We start from the raw sequence: 16,437 nt of genomic DNA on the forward strand, positions 1-16,437 counted from the left end.
CTCCAGGCGATCGGCCGTCCTACAGGACGGCGGTCGGGGCGACGGGCGAGGCGCTGCCGCCGACGATGTTCAGCGGTGAGACGACGAGCAGGAACGTCGTCGCCGACAGCTCGGCGAGCCGTTCCAGGTCGAGCAGTTCGAGCAGGAAGACGCCGCGGTCGCGGATCAGCGCGACGTGCAGCGGCAGCGTGCAGCCGGGGTCGCCGGAGGGCTCCACCTCGACGGAGATGTTGTCGGCGCCGACCAGGGCGATGCCCCAGCGGTCGACGAGATCGACGACCGACCGGTCGATGCCCGGCCAGGTCGTCTTCGAGGCCGTGCCGGCCCGCCAGCGCGCGAGCCATCCGGTGCGGATGAGCAGGGCGTCGCCGGGTTCGGGCCGCGCTCCGGTGGCGGCGACGGCCGCCTCGACGTCGGCGGCGCCGATGGGGGAGCCGTCATCGCGCGGGAGGTCGAGGAAGAACGCGCGGGTGACGACGGGGCCGACGGTCTCGATGCCCGCCTTGCGGGCGCCGCGGCTGGTCACCTCGGTGGCGGGGAAGCCGTTGTACATCAGGCCGTCGCGCCAGACGTGCGCCAGCGCGTCCAGATGGGTGGTGCCGTGGCAGGCGACGATCAGCATGTCGTCGGCGTACCCGAGGCCGGGCCGTTCCGGCAGTCCGGCGGCGTAGTCGCCGCCGTCGCGCAGCATCAGGTGCTGGACGTCGGGCCGGATCGCGGCGTGCGGAGCGGCGCCGGCCCGCAGCGGGAGGCCCAGCGACACCGGAAGCGCACGGCGCATCGCGGCCACGCCGCGCCGCCGTGCGCTCTCGTCGACGAGGTTCAGGGCGCCGCGCTGATCCTCGGAACCCCAGCGTCCCCAGTTCCCGTGGGCCATATGCGGATCGCTCCCGTCCTGCCGAACTCCCGCTCCGGTGCGGGTACACCGAATGTCTAGCAGTGGCGGATCAAGCTGTCAACGTACCTGTTGACTCGCTGGCCGTTCTCCGACCATGATGAAGGCACTGGCCACGACCACGGAGGTTCTGCATGACCGCATCCACGAGCGGCCACCCGCTCTCGGGCAGGGCGGCGATCGTCGGGATCGGGGAGACCGGCTACGTGCGCGGCGCCGACGAGACGGTCCTGGAGATGGTCCTGGGCGCGAGCATGGCGGCGATCCGCGACGCCGGGCTGACGCCGGCCGACATCGACGGCATCCTGCCGCCGCCCGGCTTCGTGGCATGGGACGAGATCGCGGCGCACCTCGGGATTCCCGACGTCCGCTACACGTCCACGCCCCAGATGGGCGGCGCCAGCCCGACCGCGGCGCTGACCACGGCGATGATGGCGATCGCCTCGGGCGTCGCCGAGACCATCCTGGTGCCGATCGGCTGGAACGGGTACTCGGCGCTGCGGCCCCGTCCCGACGCCAAGCCGAGCAAGCGCCGCTTCAGCGCGGCGTTCTTCGAGACCGTGCGGAACTACTACGGCCCCTACGGGCTGCGGTCGGCCCCCTGGTGGTACTCGCTGTACCTGCAGCGCTACGTCGAGCTCTACGACGTGCCGCCCGAGGCGCCGGGCGCGGTGGCCGTGGCGGCGCGCAAGCACGCCCAGCTGCGGCCGAACGCGCTCATGCACGGCCGCGCCATGACGATGGACGACTACCTGGCCTCGCCCTACATCACCGAGCCGCTGCGCAAGTTCGACTGCTGCGTGGAGACCGACTGCGCGGCAGCTGTGGTCGTCACCTCGGCGGAGCGGGCCCGGGACCTGCCGCACCGGCCCGTCCTGCTCCTGGGCGGCGCGGAGGGCCACGCCAACCCCGCGCACGAGCTGACCAACCGCGCGGACGTGCTCGACCTCGGACTGAGCCGCGCGGCGCCGCGCGCGTTCGAGATGGCCGGCGTCACCGCCCGCGACATGGACTTCCTGCAGATCTACGACTGCTTCACCCATGTCGTCCTCCTCCAGCTCGAAGCCCTCGGGCTCGCCGAGCGCGGCGGGGCTCCCGACCTGGTCAAGGGCGGCGCCCTCGAACTCGGCGGCGCCTATCCGCTGAACACCGCCGGCGGGATGCTCTCCCAGGGGCACTGCTGGGGGCTGAACCTGGTCGTCGAGGCGGCGCGGCAGCTCCGCCACGACGCCGGCGACGCGCAGGTGCACGGCGCCGAGCTCGGCCTGGTGACCGGCTACGGAGATCTTGGAGACGGCAGCATCGTGATCCTCGGAAGGGGCTGACCATGAGTACGGCGGACAAGCAGATACCGCGGCCCGCGGAACTCGACCTGGAGTTCTTCCAGGCGGCCACGTCGACCGGCGAGCTGCACGTGCAGAAGTGCGCGGACTGCTCCGACCACCACCACCCGCCGCGGCTGTACTGCCCGCGCTGCTTCTCGGACCGCTACGTGTTCGAGAAGGTGTCGGGCCGGGGCACGGTGTACTCGTACACGGTCTCGCACTTCACGACCGAGAAGGCGTGGAAGGACGAGGTGCCGTGGGCCACGATCGTCGTCCAGCTCGACGAGGGACCGCGCCTCGTCGGCACGGCGAGGGGGATCGACCCCGGCGCCATCCGGATCGGCCTGCCCGTGCGGGTGGTGACCGAGACCGTCACCGATGACTTCGCCTACCTGTGGGTCGAGGCCGATGCCGGGGCCGAGCCGGAGAAGACCGGCAATGAACGCGCCGAGGAGGCACGATGAGCGACGGCCTGCCCGTCATCCACGAGGTCGCCGAGGGCGTCGCCGAGGTGACCCTGAACCGGCCCGAGAAGATGAACGCCCTCACCCCGGAGATGATCTGCCGCCTGGCGGACGCCTGGGACGCGGTCCAGGCCGACCCGCTGGTGCGGGTGGCGATCCTGACCTCGGCGGGCGACCGGGCGTTCAGCGCCGGAGCCGACCTCGGCCGGCTCACCACCCTGCTCACCCGCTCGCGCGAGCCGGAGGACGAGTGGGACGAGCGGCTGCGCGCCGAGCCGAAGCTGCTCAACCGCGCGATGCTGCGCCGCACCGACATGACCACCCCGGTGATCGCCGCCGCCCGGGGCGCGGTGGTGGGCGGGGGCATGGAACTGCTCCTGGCCTGCGACCTGCGGGTGGTGTCCGAGAAGAGCGTCCTCGGGCTCACCGAGGTGAAGCGGGGCCTCATCCCCGCCGCCGGGGGAGTGGCCCGGGTCGCGCGGCAGGTCTCGGCCGCCCACGCCGCCGAGATCCTGCTCATCGGCGACAAGATCGACGCTGCCGCGGCGTACCGGATGGGGCTGGTCAACCGGGTCGTGCCCGCGGACCAGGTGCTCAAGGCGGCCCGCGAACTCGCCGCCGCGATGGCCGAGAACGGCCCGCTGGCCATGCGCGCGGCCAAGGACGCCATGGTGGGGTCGTCGGGCGCCTCGCTGAGCGAGGCCTTCGGGATCGAGGACGAGCTGATCAAGGGCCTGCTGCGCTCGAAGGACGCGCGCGAGGGGTCGAAGGCCTTCATGGAGAAGCGCCGGCCGGAGTTCACCGGTACCTGACCGGCGTTCGGTCGATCATGTGCACCGCGAGTCAACACCTGCGTAGACTTTCGTCCGCGGTAACGAGAGGACTACGAGCGTGGCCAACAGTGGCATGGGCAAGCGGCGTGCGGCGGCGAAGGCCGAGGGCGGCGCGGCCTACCAGCAGCGCCGGCAGGAGATACTGAAGATAGCCGCCGGCGTCTTCAAGGAGAAGGGGCTCAAAGGCGCCAGCCTCGGTGAGATCGCCGAAGCGGTCGGGACGGACCGCGCGTCGCTCTACTACTACATCGGCAGCCGCCAGGAGCTGTTCGACGACGTGGTCCGCAAGGCCGTGGAGGCGAACGTGGCCATGGCCGAGGCCATCCGGGGCTGGGACGCCTCCGCCCCGGTCAAGCTGCGCGAGCTGGCCGTCGGGCTGATGAAGTCGTACGCCGAGAACTACCCGTTCGCCTACGTCTACATCCAGGAGGACCTGAACCAGCTCGGCGACCGCAACGAGGCCGCGCACGCCCTGAACCGCAGGTACGACGCCGCGGTCATCGGCATCATCCAGGAGGGCCTGGACGCGGGCACGCTGCGGTCGACCGCGAGCGCGCGGACGATCGCGTTCGGCTTCATCGGCATGCTGAACTGGACGCACCGGTGGTACGACCCGAGCAAGGAACCCGACGCCGAGAAGATCGGCAACGCGTTCGCGGACATGGTCCTCGAGGGTCTGCAGGTCAAGCGCAACCATCGTCGCGCGAAGCCGTGACCCGCGGTGCGGTCCGCCCGGCGCGGCCGCGCCGGGTCGCGCCGGCCGGCAGCGCGCAGTCGCTGCTGCTGACGGTGCTGGGCGAGTTCGTGTGGCCGGCGCGCGACGAGGTGTGGACCGCGACGCTCCTGCGCGTCCTCGGCGCGGCCGGCCTGGGCCCGAGCACCACCAGGCAGGCGCTGTCGCGGGCCGGGGCGCGCGGCTGGCTGGAGAGCAGCCGGACCGGGCGGGAGGTGCGGTGGCGGCTGACCGCGGCCGGCGAGGAGCTGATGGCGAGCGGGTTCGAGCGGGTGCGGTCGCTCACCCGGGAGCCGGTCCCGTGGGACGGCCGCTGGTTCGTCCTCGCCGTCAGCGTGCCGCACGAGCGGACGGCGATCCGCCGGAGACTCGCGCGCCGCCTCGTCTGGGCCGGGTTCGGCAGCCCGGCGCCCGGCCTGTGGGTGAGCCCGCACGCCGAGCGCGAGGCGGAGGTGACCGCGCTACTGGACCAGCTCGAACTGCGCGACCAGGCCATCTCCGTCGTGGGGCCGCTCGCCATGGCCGGGATGTCCGCCGAGGAGACGGTGCACCGGGCCTGGGACGTGGGCGACCTGGTCACCCGGTACGAGTCGCTGCTCGCCGAGCACGCGGACTACGAGCCCGGTGAGGGCGAGGACCTCCTGGTCTCCCACATCGGGGTGGTCGACGCCTGGCAGCACCTGCCCTACCTCGATCCCCAGCTGCCGGACGCCCTGCTGCCGCAGCCGTGGCCGGGACGGACGGCCGCCCGGCTGCTGGAGCGGCACCGCGCGTCGTCCCACCAGGCCGCTCAGCGGGAGTGGCGCCGCCTGGTGGCGGAGACCGCTCCCGCCCGCCGGTGACGGTCCCGGTCAGCCGCTGACGAAGGCGACGGCCTCCGGGCCGCGGACGGCGCCGCTCGTCCAGCGCACGGATCCGGGGTCGGGCACCTCGAAGCGCGGCATCGCGTCGAGCCACGCGCCGAGCGCCGTCTTCAGTTCGAGGCGGGCGAGGCTCGACCCGATGCACCGGTGGGCTCCGGTGCCGAAGGCCAGATGCCTGTTGCGGCGGCGGCCGAGGCGCAGCGTGTCCGCGTCCTCGAAGACGCCGGGGTCCCGGTTGGCGGCGGCGAACGGTGCGATCACCCGGTCGCCGGCGCGGACGCCGCGCCCGCAGAGCGTCAGGTCGCGGGTGGCGGTGCGGGTCACCGTGACCGGCGCGTAGTACCGCAGGATCTCCTCGACCGCGGTGTCCATGAGGGACCGGTCCGCGGCGAGGGCGTCGCGGTCGGCGGGGTGGTGGCCGAGGTGCCACAGGCCGGCGCCGATGGCGCTCCACGTGGTGTCGGCGCCGGCGAGCAGGATCACGAAGGCGCTGCCCAGGCGGTGCTTGTGGGTGAGGTGGTCGCCCTCCGCCGTCGCGATGTGGCTGAGCAGGTCGTCGCGGGGGTCGCGGGCCCGCTCGGCCAGCAGGCCGTCGAAGAAGCCGAGGATCTCGTGGACGGTGCGCGCCCGCAGGTCGGTGTCGAGCGGGCCGAGCCGGAACATCCGCACGGTCCAGTCGATGAAGGTCGGCTGCAGGTCGATGGGCACGCCGAGGATCCGCGCGAGGGTGGCGACGGTGAGGTTCTGTGCGAAGTCGGCCACGAGGTCGCCCTCGCCGCGTTCGGCGAGGGCCGCCGCCAGGGACTCGGCCTTGGCGCGGACGAACGGCCCGCGCGCGGCGACGGCCTTGGGCGTGAACCACGGCATCAGCAGGTCGCGGTGCGCCTTGTGCTCCGGCGGGTCGGAGGTGATCGGCGGGATGAGCAGCCCGCCGCCGGGCTCGGCGACGGTCGGGCCGGTGATCTCCGAGGTGCGCGAGGAGTAGTCCTCCGGGTTCCGCGCCACCGAGCGGATGTCGTCGAACCGGACGGGCATCCACGAGCCTCCCAGGCGGTCGCTGTGCGCGACCGGGCACGCCGATGCGCGCACCGCCTCGTAGGTCCGGTGGGGGTCCTTGCTGAACTCGGGCGAGAAGAGGTCGTAGCCGTCGGCGGGGAAGGGGGTCATCGGGGCGTCTCCTTGGTGGCCGTCCTGCGCTCGGGCGCCTGCCAGTCGGGCTTCAGCGAGCCCGCGGCGATCGCGTCGCGGAGCGCGAACTTCTGGATCTTGCCGGACGGCGTCGCGGGGAACTCCTCGACGAAGAACCACGCGCGCGGGGCCTTGAAGGCCGCCATGTTCTCGCGGCAGTAGACGTAGAGCTGCTCGGCGGTGACGGGCGGCCCGGCCGGGTCGCGGCGGACGACGGCCGCCACCCGCTCCCCCCAGTACTCGTCCTGGAGCCCGATGACCTCGGCGTGCGACACCGACGGGTGCGCGAACAGCGCCTCCTCGATCTCGCGGGGGTAGATGTTCTCCCCGCCGCGGACGATCATGTCCTTCAGGCGGCCCGTGACGGTGAGGTAGCCGCGCTCGTCCATCACGCCGAGGTCGCCGGTGCGCAGCCACCCGTCGACGATCGTCGCGGCGTTCTCCTCCGGCAGCTCGAAGTAGCCGGTCATGTTCTGGTAGCCGAAGGTGCGGATCTCGCCGGAGACTCCGCGGGGCACGACCTGTCCCGTGGCGGGGTCGGTGACGCGCACCCTCATGTGCGGCAGCGGACGCCCGATCGTCTCCGCCTTGTCCTCGGGCGAGTCGGTCAGGGAGGTCTGCGTGACGACGCCGTGCACCTCGGTCTGCCCGAACCCGATGGCGATCTCGCAGCCGAGCAGGTCGCCGGCGCGGCGGCTCAGGGCCGCCGGCGTCGTCGCGCCGCCCATGAGGATGGTCTCGAGCGCCGACAGGTCGCGGTCGGCGACGCCGGGCGTCTCCACCAGCGCGAGGAGCATCGTCGGCACGAGCAGGATGTTCGTGCCGCGGTACCGCTCCAGCGCGTCGAGCACCAGGCCGGGCTCGAACCGGGGGAGCAGGACGTGGGTCTCGCGCAGCGCGAGGGCCGCGACCGCTCCCTGGACGCAGCTGCCGACATGGAACATCGGCATCGTGTTGACGAAGACGCCGCCCTCCACGTAGCCGGCGTTCCGGCCGGCGTTGAGCGCCGTGTTGACCACGCCGAGGTGGTGGAGGACCGCGCCCTTCGGGGCGCCGGTGGTGCCCGAGGTGTACTGGATCTGCGCGGGGTCCTCCGGTCGCACCTCCGGTAGCGCGATCGCCGGGTCGGAGGTGTCCACGAAGGCGTCCCAGTCGGACATCCCGACGACGGTCTCCAGCTCGGGCAGTTCCGGCGCCAGGCCCTCCACGATCGCGGTGCGATCGATGCCGTGGGACCGTTCGAGGTAGAAGAGCCCGCGCGAACGCGACTGGCGCAGCACGTGGGCGAGCTCGTCGCGCCGCAGGGCGGGGTTCACCGTCACGAGGACGAGCCCGGCGAGCGCGGCGCCGTACTGGATGAGCGCCCATTCGGGGGTGTTGGCCGACCACATCGCGATCCGGTCGCCCGGCCGGAACCGCAGGAGCAGGGCCCGGGCGATCCGCTCGGACTCGGCGAGCAGCTCGGCGTAGGTCCACTGCCGCCCGCTCCCGAGGGGGTCGCCGTCCACCAGCGCGGCCCGGCCGGGCACCTCGCCGGCGACCCGGCGGAGCAGGTCACCGAGGGAGAGCCTGACCAGTGGTGTGCGCCCGGGTGTTTCGACGTCGGAGTCAGCCGCCAAGATGATCGCCTCCTCGGGGCACGAGGCGGCCGCGTCGGCGGCCTCCTCCAGCAGGTCGTCGGGCAGCGCCGCGCGTCCCGCCGTCTCGCCGGTCAGCCGTGAGCGGCCGGTCTCGTCGAGTTCGAACAGCGCCGGCGAGAGCGCCGCGCACAAGCCGTGCCCCTGGCATCGGGACGTGTCCACGGTGACCTTCATCAAACCTCCTCGGCCCGCCGGGCCGTCGCGGGAGCTTCAACACAGGCGTTGATTGGCGACCTTTGAGATGGGAGCATACATATCGCGTTTCAAAGAAACCAGATCTGTAGAAGATCGGATGCGATCCGGGGAGTGGCCACATGACGCAGGCGGCGGTGCTCGAAGCACCTGGGCGGATGCGTGTCGCGGACGTCGAACTGCTTCCGCCGCGCAGGGGCGAGGTGATGGTCCAGGTCCGCGCGACGGGAATCTGCCATTCCGACCTCTCCTGGCACGACGGGCTGCTGGGCGCCGCGCTGCCGGCCGTCCTCGGCCACGAGGCGGCGGGCGTCGTCGCCGCCGTCGGCGAGGACGTCACCAGGGTCGCCGTGGGAGACCGGGTGGTGCTGTCCTGCCTCGCCCCGTGCGGCGGCTGCTTCCACTGCGTGCGCGGCCGGCCGACGCTCTGCGAGGTGGCGGGCGGCGCGATGGGCGGGGGCACCCTCCTCGACGGGACGACGCGCGTCCGGCTCGGCGGACGGCAGGTGCACCAGGGCGCCGGGCTGGGCACGTTCGCCGAGCACTGCGTCGTCCCGGAGGGCGCGGTCGTCGCGCTGCCGGGCACCGTGCCGTTCGGGCACGCGGCGCTGATGGGGTGCGCGGTCCTCACCGGGTTCGGGGCCGCCGTGAACGCGGCGGGCGTGCAGCCGGGCGAGTCCGTGGCCGTGATCGGCTGCGGCGGTGTCGGGCTGAGCGCCGTCCAGGGCGCCCGCGTCGCGGGCGCGTCGCGCATCGTCGCGATCGACCCGCGGGCCGGCCGCCGGGACCTCGCTCTCAAGGTCGGGGCGACCGACGTCCTCCCCTCCGGGCCCGGGGCGCTGCGGGAGATACGGGCCCTCACCGGCGGGCGGGGCGCCGACGTGGTGCTGGAGGCCGCCGGGGTCCGCGACGCGGTGAAGCTGTCGGTCCCCGCGGCCCGTCCCGGCGGCCGGGTGGTCCTCGTCGGGGCGGGCGCCCCCGACGTCCGGCTGGACGTGGCGGCCTTCACGGGCCTCGTGCTCCAGGAGAAGTCGGTGCGGGGGAGCCTCTACGGCTCCGGCCACCCCCGGGAGACGATCGAGCGCCTCCTGGCCCTGTACGCCGCCGGGGCGATCGTGCTCGACGAGATGGTGAGCCGGGAGTTCGCGCTCGCCGACATCGCCGAGGCCATCGACTACTGCCGCGCGGGCACGGGCGCCCGCGCGCTGATCACCTTCTGATCCGTGCGAGGAGCTCACATGTACGTTCCGATGACGATCGCGGGCGAGGACGTCGACGCGCGAGAGCGGATGGCGGTGCTGAACCCGGCCACCGAGCAGGTCGCCGGCGAGTGCGGTGTCTGCGGCCCGGAGCTGCTCGACCGCGCGATGGAGGCCGCGCGGGGGGCCGCGGACGCGTGGGCGGCCGACCTGGAGCGGCGCCGGCGCGCGCTCGCCGAGATCGCCGCCGCGGTCCGGCGGGAGGCCGGCGAGCTCGCCGCGGTCCTGACCGCCGAGCAGGGCAAGCCGCTGAAGGCCGCACTGTTCGAGGTCGGCGAGGTCGCCCGCTGGTTCGAGGCGTTCGCGGCGATGGAACCGGCTCAGGAGGAGCTGGCGACCGAGGACGGCGGGCACGCCGTCGTGCGCCGGGTCCCCCTCGGAGTCGTCGCCGCCATCACCCCGTGGAACTTCCCCCTGCTGCTCGTCGGCTGGAAGGCGGCACCGGCCCTTCTCGCGGGCAACACGATGGTGCTCAAACCCTCGCCGTTCACGCCGCTCAGCACGCTGCTGCTGGGGCGCGTCATCGCCGCCGCGGTGCCCCCCGGCGTCTTCTCCGCGGTCGCCGGGGGCGACGATCTCGGGGCCCGGATGACCGGCCACCCCGTCCCGCGCAAGATCAGCTTCACCGGGTCGGTCCGGACGGGCGCCGCGGTGATGCGGGCGGCCGCCGAGGGCCTGAAACGGGTCACTCTGGAACTCGGCGGCAACGACGCCGCGATCGTCCTCGACGACGCCGATCCGGACGCGGTCGAGAGCCCGCTGTTCTGGGGCGCCTTCGCCAATTCCGGCCAGATCTGTGCCGGGATCAAGAGGCTGTACGTGCCCGAGTCGCTCGCCGATCCGATCCTCGAGCGGCTGGTGGACCGGGCGAAACGGACTCCGATGGGCGACGGGACCGACCCCGCGGTCAAGCTCGGCCCGATCCAGAACAGGCCCCAGTTCGACCGCGTCAGCGCCCTCACCGCCGACGCCGTGGCCCGGGGCGGAACCGTCGCGGCCGGCGGGCACCGGCTCGACCGGCCCGGCTACTTCCACGCGCCGACGATCGTCACCGGCGTCGGTCCCGGCGTCCCGCTCGTGGACGAGGAGCAGTTCGGGCCGGTGCTGCCGGTGATGGTCTACCGGGACGTCGAGGACGCGATCGCGGCGGCCAACGCGACCGAGTACGGCCTGAGCGGCTCGGTGTGGAGCGCCGACGTGGACCGCGCGGCCCGTGTCGCCGGACGGCTCGACGCGGGCACGGTGCGGGTGAACGACCATCTGACGTTCAGCCCGCGCGTGCCCTTCGGCGGTCGCGGCGTCAGCGGGCTCGGCGTGGAGAACGGCCCCTGGGGGCTCGACGAGTTCTCCGACCTCCAGGTGCTCAGGACACCGGGACCGCGCCCCTGAGCGATCTCGTCAACGCAACTGTTGACAGATGTTCCGTGTCGGGCTTCAATGAGCCGCAGGCTGGGGTCGTCCGGCCGTGGGCCAGTGCAGAGAGGACTTTCATGAGCGTGGTCGAGGCACCGCCGTCACTCGACGTCGAGTCCGCGTTCGGTTCGTGGCTGGCGCGGTTCGATCAGGCCGTGACCGGTGGCGCCGCCGAGGCGGTGGCCGGCGAGTTCGAGCCGGACGGGTACTGGCGCGACATCCTGGCTCTGACCTGGCGCTACCACACCTACTCCGGCCGCGGCGAGATCAGGCGGGCGCTGGGCGCCGGACTCCTGGCCCAGCACCCGCGGAACCTGCGCCCCGCCGCGGACCGCACTCCGCCGCGCCTGGTGAAGCGGTCGTCGCGGATGGTGATCGAGGCGTACTTCGACTTCGACACCGACCTCGGCCGGGGAACCGGGTTCGTGCGGCTGCTCGTCGAGGACGACCGGCTCGCCGACGCCCCGGTGTGGATCCTCCTCACCGCCCTGCAGGAACTGGCCGGGTTCGAGGAGCGCACCGGCAAGGCCAGGCCGACCGGGCTGGAGTACTCGCACGGGTTCGCGGGCGGCAACTGGCTCGACCGCCGCGAGGAGGCGGCCGAGTACGCCGACCGGGACCCCGAGGTGATCGTCGTCGGCGCGGGCCAGTCCGGGCTGGTGCTCGGCGCCAGGCTGAACCAGCTCGGCGTCGACACGCTCCTGCTGGAGCGCACGCCCCGGGTCGGCGACGTGTGGCGCAACCGGTACCACTCGCTGACGCTGCACAACGAGGTATGGGCGAACAGCCTGCCCTATCTGCCGTTCCCGCCCACGTGGCCGACGTTCCTGCCCAAGGACAAGCTGGCCGGCTGGCTCGAGGGCTACGCCGAGTACATGGAGCTGAACGTCTGGACCGCGACGGACTTCGAAGGGGCCGCCTACGACGAGGACCGCCACCGGTGGACGGTCCGGGTGAACCGCGGCGGCAAGCAGGAACGCGTCCTGCACCCGCGGCACCTCGTCCTGGCCACGGGCGGCGTGAGCGGCACCCCGCACCTGCCCGAGGTCCCCGGCCTGGACGATTTCGCGGGCACCGTGGTGCACTCCAGCGCGTTCGGAGACGGCCGGCAGTACGACGTCCGCGACGCGATCGTGCTCGGCACCGGCAACAGCGGCCACGACGTCGCGCAGGAACTGCACGCCAGGGGCGTCTCGGTGACCATGATCCAGCGCAGCCCGACGTGCGTGGTCAGCCTGGTGCCGAGCGGCACGATGGTCTACGCGCTCTACTCCGAGCACGACCGGATCGAGGACATCGACCTGATCACCGCCGCCATCCCCTACCCGGTGCTGCGCGAGAGCTACCAGTTCCTCACCCGCAAGACCTGCCGCCTCGACCAGCAGCTCCTCGACCGGCTGAACGCCGCCGGATTCGAGACCGACTTCGAGCCCGACGGGACGGGCTTCCACATGAAGTACCTGAGGCGCGGCGGCGGCTACTACATCAACGTCGGCTGCTCGGACCTCATCGCCGACGGGGAGATCAAGATCGTGCAGGCGCGCGACAGCGACGGGTTCGGGCCCGCGGGACTGCGGCTCAAGGACGGCCGGACCGTCCCCGCGGACCTCGTGGTGCTGGCGACCGGCTACGAGAACCAGCAGGAGTCCGTGCGCCGCCTCCTGGGCGACGCCGTCGCCGACAAGGTGGGTCCCATCTGGGGCTTCGACGAGGACCACGAGCTGCGGAACATGTGGCGCCCCACCGGCCAGGAGAACCTCTGGATCATGGGTGGAAACCTGCTCGAGAGCCGCCTGCACTCGCGCTTCCTCGCGCTGCAGATCAAAGCCGACATCGAGGGTCTCACTCCGACGGCGGCCGCCGGCCATGACGGACGCTGAGCCGCGGACCGGGCGGGCGGGCTCCGGCGAGTGGACCCGGCCGACGGTCGAGCGCGTCGCCGAAGGCGTCCACCGGGTACCCCTGCCCTTGGAGGGCGACGCTCTGCGGGCCGTCAACGTGTACGTCCTCGTCCACGACGGCGGCGCCACGCTCATCGACTCCGGATGGTCCTTCGGAGCGGGGATGGACACGCTGGAAGCCGCCCTGGGCACACTGGACCTGTCGATGTCCCAGATCGACCGGGTCCTGGCCACGCACTTCCACCGCGACCACTACACGCTCGCGGTCCGGATGCGGCAGCGGTTCGGCACCCGCATCGCGCTGGGCGCCGGCGACCGGGAGTCGGTCGAAGGGGTGCTCGCCGGGCGCTCCGACGGCAGGCGCTCGTGGCTGCGGCACTGGGGAGCCGAGGCACTGCGGCCGGACCTGGACGCCCTGCCCGCGGAGCCCCCTTCCGTCTACGAGCCGCCCGACAGCTGGATCGAGGGCCCGGTGGACGTCGTGGTCGGCGATCGGACCCTGCGGGCCGTCCCGACGCCGGGGCACACGCGGGGCCACCACGTGTTCGCCGACGTCGACCACGGCCTGCTCTTCGCGGGCGACCACGTGCTGCCCGAGATCACGCCGTCGATCGGTGTCGAGGTCAGCCCCGCCGAGCTCCCGCTCGGCGACTTCCTGTCCTCGCTCCAGCTGATCCGGGAACTGCCCGACCTCGATCTGCTCCCCGCGCACGGCCCGCTCGGCCGCCGTTCGCACCGGCGCGCCGGCGAGCTGCTCGACCACCACCGGCTGCGCCTCGCCGCGACCCGCGCCGCCGTGGGCCGGGGACCGCGCAGCGCCTACGAGGTGGCGCGCCTGCTGCCGTGGACCCGCCGCGAACGCCACTTCACCGACCTCGACCCCCGCAACCGAGTGCTCGCCGTGTCCGAGACGGCCGCCCACCTCGACGTGCTCGTGCGCGACGGGGCGCTGGACGCCGGATCCGACGACGGTGTCCGTGTCTATACCGAACCCCTACCGGAGGTCACGCCGTGCGCACAGCCATGAGCGACCTGCTCGACTTCGACGTCCCCTTCTTCGCCTTCTCGCACTGCCGCGACGTCGTCGCGGCCGTCACCAACGCCGGCGGCGTCGGCGTGCTCGGCGCGGTGGCCCACACCGCCGAGGACCTCGAGATCGACATGAAGTGGGTCGAGAACGAGATCGGCCCGGGCGCGACGTACGGCGTCGACCTGCTGATGCCCTCGAAGTTCACCGGCGCCAAGCAGGGCGGGCTGTCCCGCGAGGAGCTGCGCGCCCAGATCCCCGAGGAGCACCGGGCCTTCATGGACGGCCTCCTCGACCGGTACGGCATCCCGCCCCTGCTCGACGTCCCCCGCGAGCAGCGGGTCAAGCGCGCCGGCCTGCAGGTCGACCCCAAGAGCATGACGCCGCTGCTCGACATCGCCTTCGCCCACGACATCAAGGTGATCGTGTCCGGGCTGGGCTCCCCGCCCGCCGAGGTGATCGAGCGGGCGCACGCGGCGGGCGTGGTCGTCGGCGCCCAGGCCGGAACCGTCGAGCACGCGCGCCGGCACAAGGAGGCCGGGGTCGACTTCGTCATCGCCCAGGGCACCGAGGCCGGCGGGCACACCGGCGACATCACCACGATGGTCCTCGTCCCCCAGGTCGTGGACGCCGTCGCGCCCCTTCCCGTCCTCGCGGCCGGCGGCATCGCCAACGGCCGCCAGGTGGCGGCGTCCCTGGCCCTCGGCGCCGCCGGCGTCTGGTGCGGTTCGGTCTGGCTGGGCACCGAGGAGGGCGAGAGCACGCCGGCCGAGCGCGAGCGCTTCATCGCCGCCCGCTCGCAGGACACCACGCGTTCGCGCTCGTTCACCGGGAAGCCCTGCCGCGTCCTCAAGAGCGCCTGGACGGAGGCCTGGGAGCAAGAGGACGCCCCGCAGCCCCTCCCCATGCCGCTGCAGAGCATGCTCGTGGACCGGTCGCGTCGCCGGGTGCAGCGCGTCGCGCACAAGAAGGACTCCCGCGCCCCCGAACTGCTCAGCCCGTTCATCGGCCAGATCGTCGGCCAGATCACGAGCATCAAGCCGACACGCAGGGTGATGACCGAGATGATGGAGGAGATGGCCGAAGCGATCGCCCGCCTCGACGACATCATGTCCGAGGACTGAGCCGTCCACCGTCACCTGGGAAGAGACCACCGGCTGATCCGCCGGGTCGGGGGGCCAAGGGCCCGGGTCAGGCGGCGGGAGTCGTGTCCGCTCGGACGGTGTCGCCGGTTTCCCGCCCGGCGGGCTCGGCGGGGGCGGGCCTGGCGCGTCCGGGAAGGAGCAGGGTCAGCGGGACGGCCACGGCGGTGAACCCGACCGACCACCAGAACGCCGCGGCGAAGGCGTCGGCGAGCGCGTCCGGCGTCCGGGCGCCGGACGCGGTGTGCTGCAGGATGACCGCGAGCACGGCCGTCCCCACGGAACCGCCGATCTGCATCGCGACGCGGGAGATGATGCTGGCGTGCGGCACGTCGGCGCGATCCAGCCCGGTATAGCCCGCGCTGGCCAGCGGGATGTTCACCGCGCCCATGCCGAAGCCGCGGACCAGCAGCGCCGCCATCAGCGGCACGATGGAGGTGCCGGCGGTGACGAACGCGAACGGCACGGTCGCCGCCGCGACGACGGCGAAGCCGGTGAAGGCGATCCAGCGGGGCCCGTACCGGTCGGTGAACCTGCCGACGAGCGTGCGGGACATCAGGGTGCCGACGCCCTGCGGGATCAGCAGCAGCCCGGCGCCCAGCGCGTCCTCACCGCGCACCTGCTGCAGGTACAGCGGAAGCAGCAGCATCGCCCCGTACAGGGTGGCGCCGGCCAGGAAGCTCAGCGCCGACGACGACGCCAGCGGACGGTGCCGGAACAGCCGGACGTCCACCAGCGCCCTGGACGAGCGCGGCACCGCCCACGCGACGAACCCGCCGATGAGGGCCAGGCCCGCCAGCACCGGCAGCACGACCCGGAGGCTGGCGACGCCGTCGCCGCCCTCGACCTGGGACAGCCCGTAGATCACCGCGGCGACGCCCGGGGAGAGCAGCAGCAGCCCGACCGCGTCCAGCCGGACGCGGCTGCCGGCGGGGGCGGGGCGGTCGTCGGGCAGGTTGCGCAGCGCCAGCCAGGCGCCGACGGCGCAGAACGGGATGTTGACCAGGAACAGCCAGCGCCAGTCGCCGAGGTTCAGGATGATCCCGCCCAGCACCGGGCCCAGGATCGGCCCGAGCGCGGCGGGCAGGGTGACGGTGGCCATGACCTTGCCGATGTTGCGGCCGCCGGCCGCCTGCATGATCAGGGTGATCATCAGCGGCATCATCACGCCGCCGCCGACGCCCTGCACGACGCGGAAGGCGATCAGGCTGGGCGCGTCCCAGGCCAGCGCGCACAGCACGGAGCCGAGCAGGAAGATCCCCAGCGCGGCCGTCCACAGCCGCTTGCCGCCCAGCACCGACTGCGCCCAGCCGGCGATCGGGATGGTGACGAACATCGCCAGCAGGTAGCCGGTGCTGATCCACTGGATGGTGCCGAGGGACGCGCCGAGGTCGCGGCCCAGGTCGTTGATCGCGACGCTGACGATGGTGGTGTCGAACACCACGGCGAGCGCGCCCACGATGACGGTGAACGCCAGCCGCCAGACCGCCGGGTCGACGCGGTCGTCGGGAACGGCGGTGGTTCCTTGGGGAGCGCTCACGGAACTCCTAAGGTACAGAGAT

General features: G+C 73.0%; 14 protein-coding genes. 10 read left to right on the top strand and 4 right to left on the bottom strand.

What is annotated here, in order from left to right; genetic code table 11:
• Positions 1-19: 19 nt before the first annotated feature.
• On the bottom strand, positions 20-877 hold the full coding sequence (locus F8568_RS21530) for a cyclase family protein (protein ID WP_151595536.1): 858 nt from the start codon (positions 875-877) through the stop codon (positions 20-22).
• 152 nt (positions 878-1,029) lie between these two features.
• Between F8568_RS21530 and F8568_RS21535 the strand changes: the two genes are divergently transcribed.
• The 5 genes from F8568_RS21535 to F8568_RS21555 all read left to right on the top strand — a co-directional run bounded on the left by F8568_RS21535 (position 1,030) and on the right by F8568_RS21555 (position 5,092).
• The gene (locus F8568_RS21535; protein ID WP_151595538.1) at positions 1,030-2,220 is read left to right on the top strand and encodes a thiolase C-terminal domain-containing protein; all 1,191 of its coding nucleotides are present in this window, start codon (positions 1,030-1,032) and stop codon (positions 2,218-2,220) included.
• A 2-nt stretch (positions 2,221-2,222) separates the two neighbouring features.
• Positions 2,223-2,684: a Zn-ribbon domain-containing OB-fold protein gene (locus F8568_RS21540; protein ID WP_151595540.1), complete on the top strand. Its 462-nt coding sequence runs from the start codon at positions 2,223-2,225 to the stop codon at positions 2,682-2,684.
• Entirely contained in the window at positions 2,681-3,496 is an 816-nt protein-coding gene (locus F8568_RS21545; protein WP_151595542.1) for an enoyl-CoA hydratase/isomerase family protein, read from the top strand. The genes F8568_RS21540 and F8568_RS21545 overlap by 4 nt, the downstream gene beginning before the upstream one ends.
• A gap of 79 nt (positions 3,497-3,575) precedes the next feature.
• Positions 3,576-4,232, top strand: a complete 657-nt coding sequence (locus F8568_RS21550; RefSeq protein WP_151595544.1) for a TetR/AcrR family transcriptional regulator — start codon at positions 3,576-3,578, stop codon at positions 4,230-4,232.
• The gene (locus F8568_RS21555; protein ID WP_151595546.1) at positions 4,229-5,092 is read left to right on the top strand and encodes a PaaX family transcriptional regulator; all 864 of its coding nucleotides are present in this window, start codon (positions 4,229-4,231) and stop codon (positions 5,090-5,092) included. The genes F8568_RS21550 and F8568_RS21555 overlap by 4 nt, the downstream gene beginning before the upstream one ends.
• Positions 5,093-5,101: 9 nt before the next feature.
• On the opposite strand, the gene F8568_RS21560 is transcribed toward F8568_RS21555, so the two are convergent.
• The gene (locus tag F8568_RS21560) at positions 5,102-6,280 is read right to left on the bottom strand and encodes a cytochrome P450 (RefSeq protein ID WP_151595548.1); all 1,179 of its coding nucleotides are present in this window, start codon (positions 6,278-6,280) and stop codon (positions 5,102-5,104) included.
• A complete protein-coding gene (locus F8568_RS21565; protein ID WP_151595550.1) occupies positions 6,277-8,115 on the bottom strand; it encodes an AMP-binding protein in 1,839 nt (612 codons plus the stop codon). Before F8568_RS21565 ends, F8568_RS21560 begins: the two co-directional genes overlap by 4 nt.
• 140 nt (positions 8,116-8,255) lie before the next feature.
• Between F8568_RS21565 and F8568_RS21570 the strand changes: the two genes are divergently transcribed.
• From F8568_RS21570 to F8568_RS21590, 5 genes are all read left to right on the top strand, one after another.
• A complete protein-coding gene (locus tag F8568_RS21570) occupies positions 8,256-9,353 on the top strand; it encodes a zinc-binding dehydrogenase (RefSeq protein WP_151595552.1) in 1,098 nt (365 codons plus the stop codon).
• A gap of 18 nt (positions 9,354-9,371) precedes the next feature.
• Positions 9,372-10,781 (top strand): aldehyde dehydrogenase family protein, encoded by a 1,410-nt coding sequence (locus F8568_RS21575; protein WP_236008996.1) that lies wholly within the window; start codon positions 9,372-9,374, stop codon positions 10,779-10,781.
• Positions 10,782-10,882: 101 nt separating this feature from the next.
• Positions 10,883-12,685: a flavin-containing monooxygenase gene (locus F8568_RS21580; RefSeq protein WP_151595554.1), complete on the top strand. Its 1,803-nt coding sequence runs from the start codon at positions 10,883-10,885 to the stop codon at positions 12,683-12,685.
• Positions 12,672-13,733 carry an MBL fold metallo-hydrolase gene (locus tag F8568_RS21585; RefSeq protein WP_151595556.1) on the top strand — a complete coding sequence of 354 codons (1,062 nt, stop codon included), beginning with the start codon at positions 12,672-12,674 and terminating at the stop codon, positions 13,731-13,733. The genes F8568_RS21580 and F8568_RS21585 overlap by 14 nt, the downstream gene beginning before the upstream one ends.
• On the top strand, positions 13,718-14,857 hold the full coding sequence (locus F8568_RS21590) for a nitronate monooxygenase (RefSeq protein WP_151595558.1): 1,140 nt from the start codon (positions 13,718-13,720) through the stop codon (positions 14,855-14,857). Before F8568_RS21585 ends, F8568_RS21590 begins: the two co-directional genes overlap by 16 nt.
• A gap of 67 nt (positions 14,858-14,924) precedes the next feature.
• Here F8568_RS21590 and F8568_RS21595 read toward each other — a convergent pair whose 3' ends face one another.
• The gene (locus tag F8568_RS21595) at positions 14,925-16,415 is read right to left on the bottom strand and encodes an MDR family MFS transporter (protein ID WP_151595560.1); all 1,491 of its coding nucleotides are present in this window, start codon (positions 16,413-16,415) and stop codon (positions 14,925-14,927) included.
• Positions 16,416-16,437: the final 22 nt, after the last annotated feature.

It is taken from the genome of Actinomadura physcomitrii (assembly GCF_008923205.2).
In the GTDB taxonomy this organism is placed as follows: domain Bacteria; phylum Actinomycetota; class Actinomycetes; order Streptosporangiales; family Streptosporangiaceae; genus Spirillospora; species Spirillospora physcomitrii.

Excerpts from the sequence above, each read along its gene's own strand:
- F8568_RS21530 (WP_151595536.1), bottom strand. The coding sequence starts at position 877 with ATGGCCCACGGGAACTGGGGACGCTGGGGTTCCGAGGATCAGCGCGGC.
- F8568_RS21535 (WP_151595538.1), top strand. The coding sequence starts at position 1,030 with ATGACCGCATCCACGAGCGGCCACCCGCTCTCGGGCAGGGCGGCGATC.
- F8568_RS21540 (WP_151595540.1), top strand. The coding sequence starts at position 2,223 with ATGAGTACGGCGGACAAGCAGATACCGCGGCCCGCGGAACTCGACCTG.
- F8568_RS21545 (WP_151595542.1), top strand. The coding sequence starts at position 2,681 with ATGAGCGACGGCCTGCCCGTCATCCACGAGGTCGCCGAGGGCGTCGCC.
- F8568_RS21560 (WP_151595548.1), bottom strand. The coding sequence starts at position 6,280 with ATGACCCCCTTCCCCGCCGACGGCTACGACCTCTTCTCGCCCGAGTTC.
- F8568_RS21565 (WP_151595550.1), bottom strand. The coding sequence starts at position 8,115 with ATGAAGGTCACCGTGGACACGTCCCGATGCCAGGGGCACGGCTTGTGC.
- F8568_RS21570 (WP_151595552.1), top strand. The coding sequence starts at position 8,256 with ATGACGCAGGCGGCGGTGCTCGAAGCACCTGGGCGGATGCGTGTCGCG.
- F8568_RS21575 (WP_236008996.1), top strand. The coding sequence starts at position 9,372 with ATGTACGTTCCGATGACGATCGCGGGCGAGGACGTCGACGCGCGAGAG.
- F8568_RS21580 (WP_151595554.1), top strand. The coding sequence starts at position 10,883 with ATGAGCGTGGTCGAGGCACCGCCGTCACTCGACGTCGAGTCCGCGTTC.
- F8568_RS21585 (WP_151595556.1), top strand. The coding sequence starts at position 12,672 with ATGACGGACGCTGAGCCGCGGACCGGGCGGGCGGGCTCCGGCGAGTGG.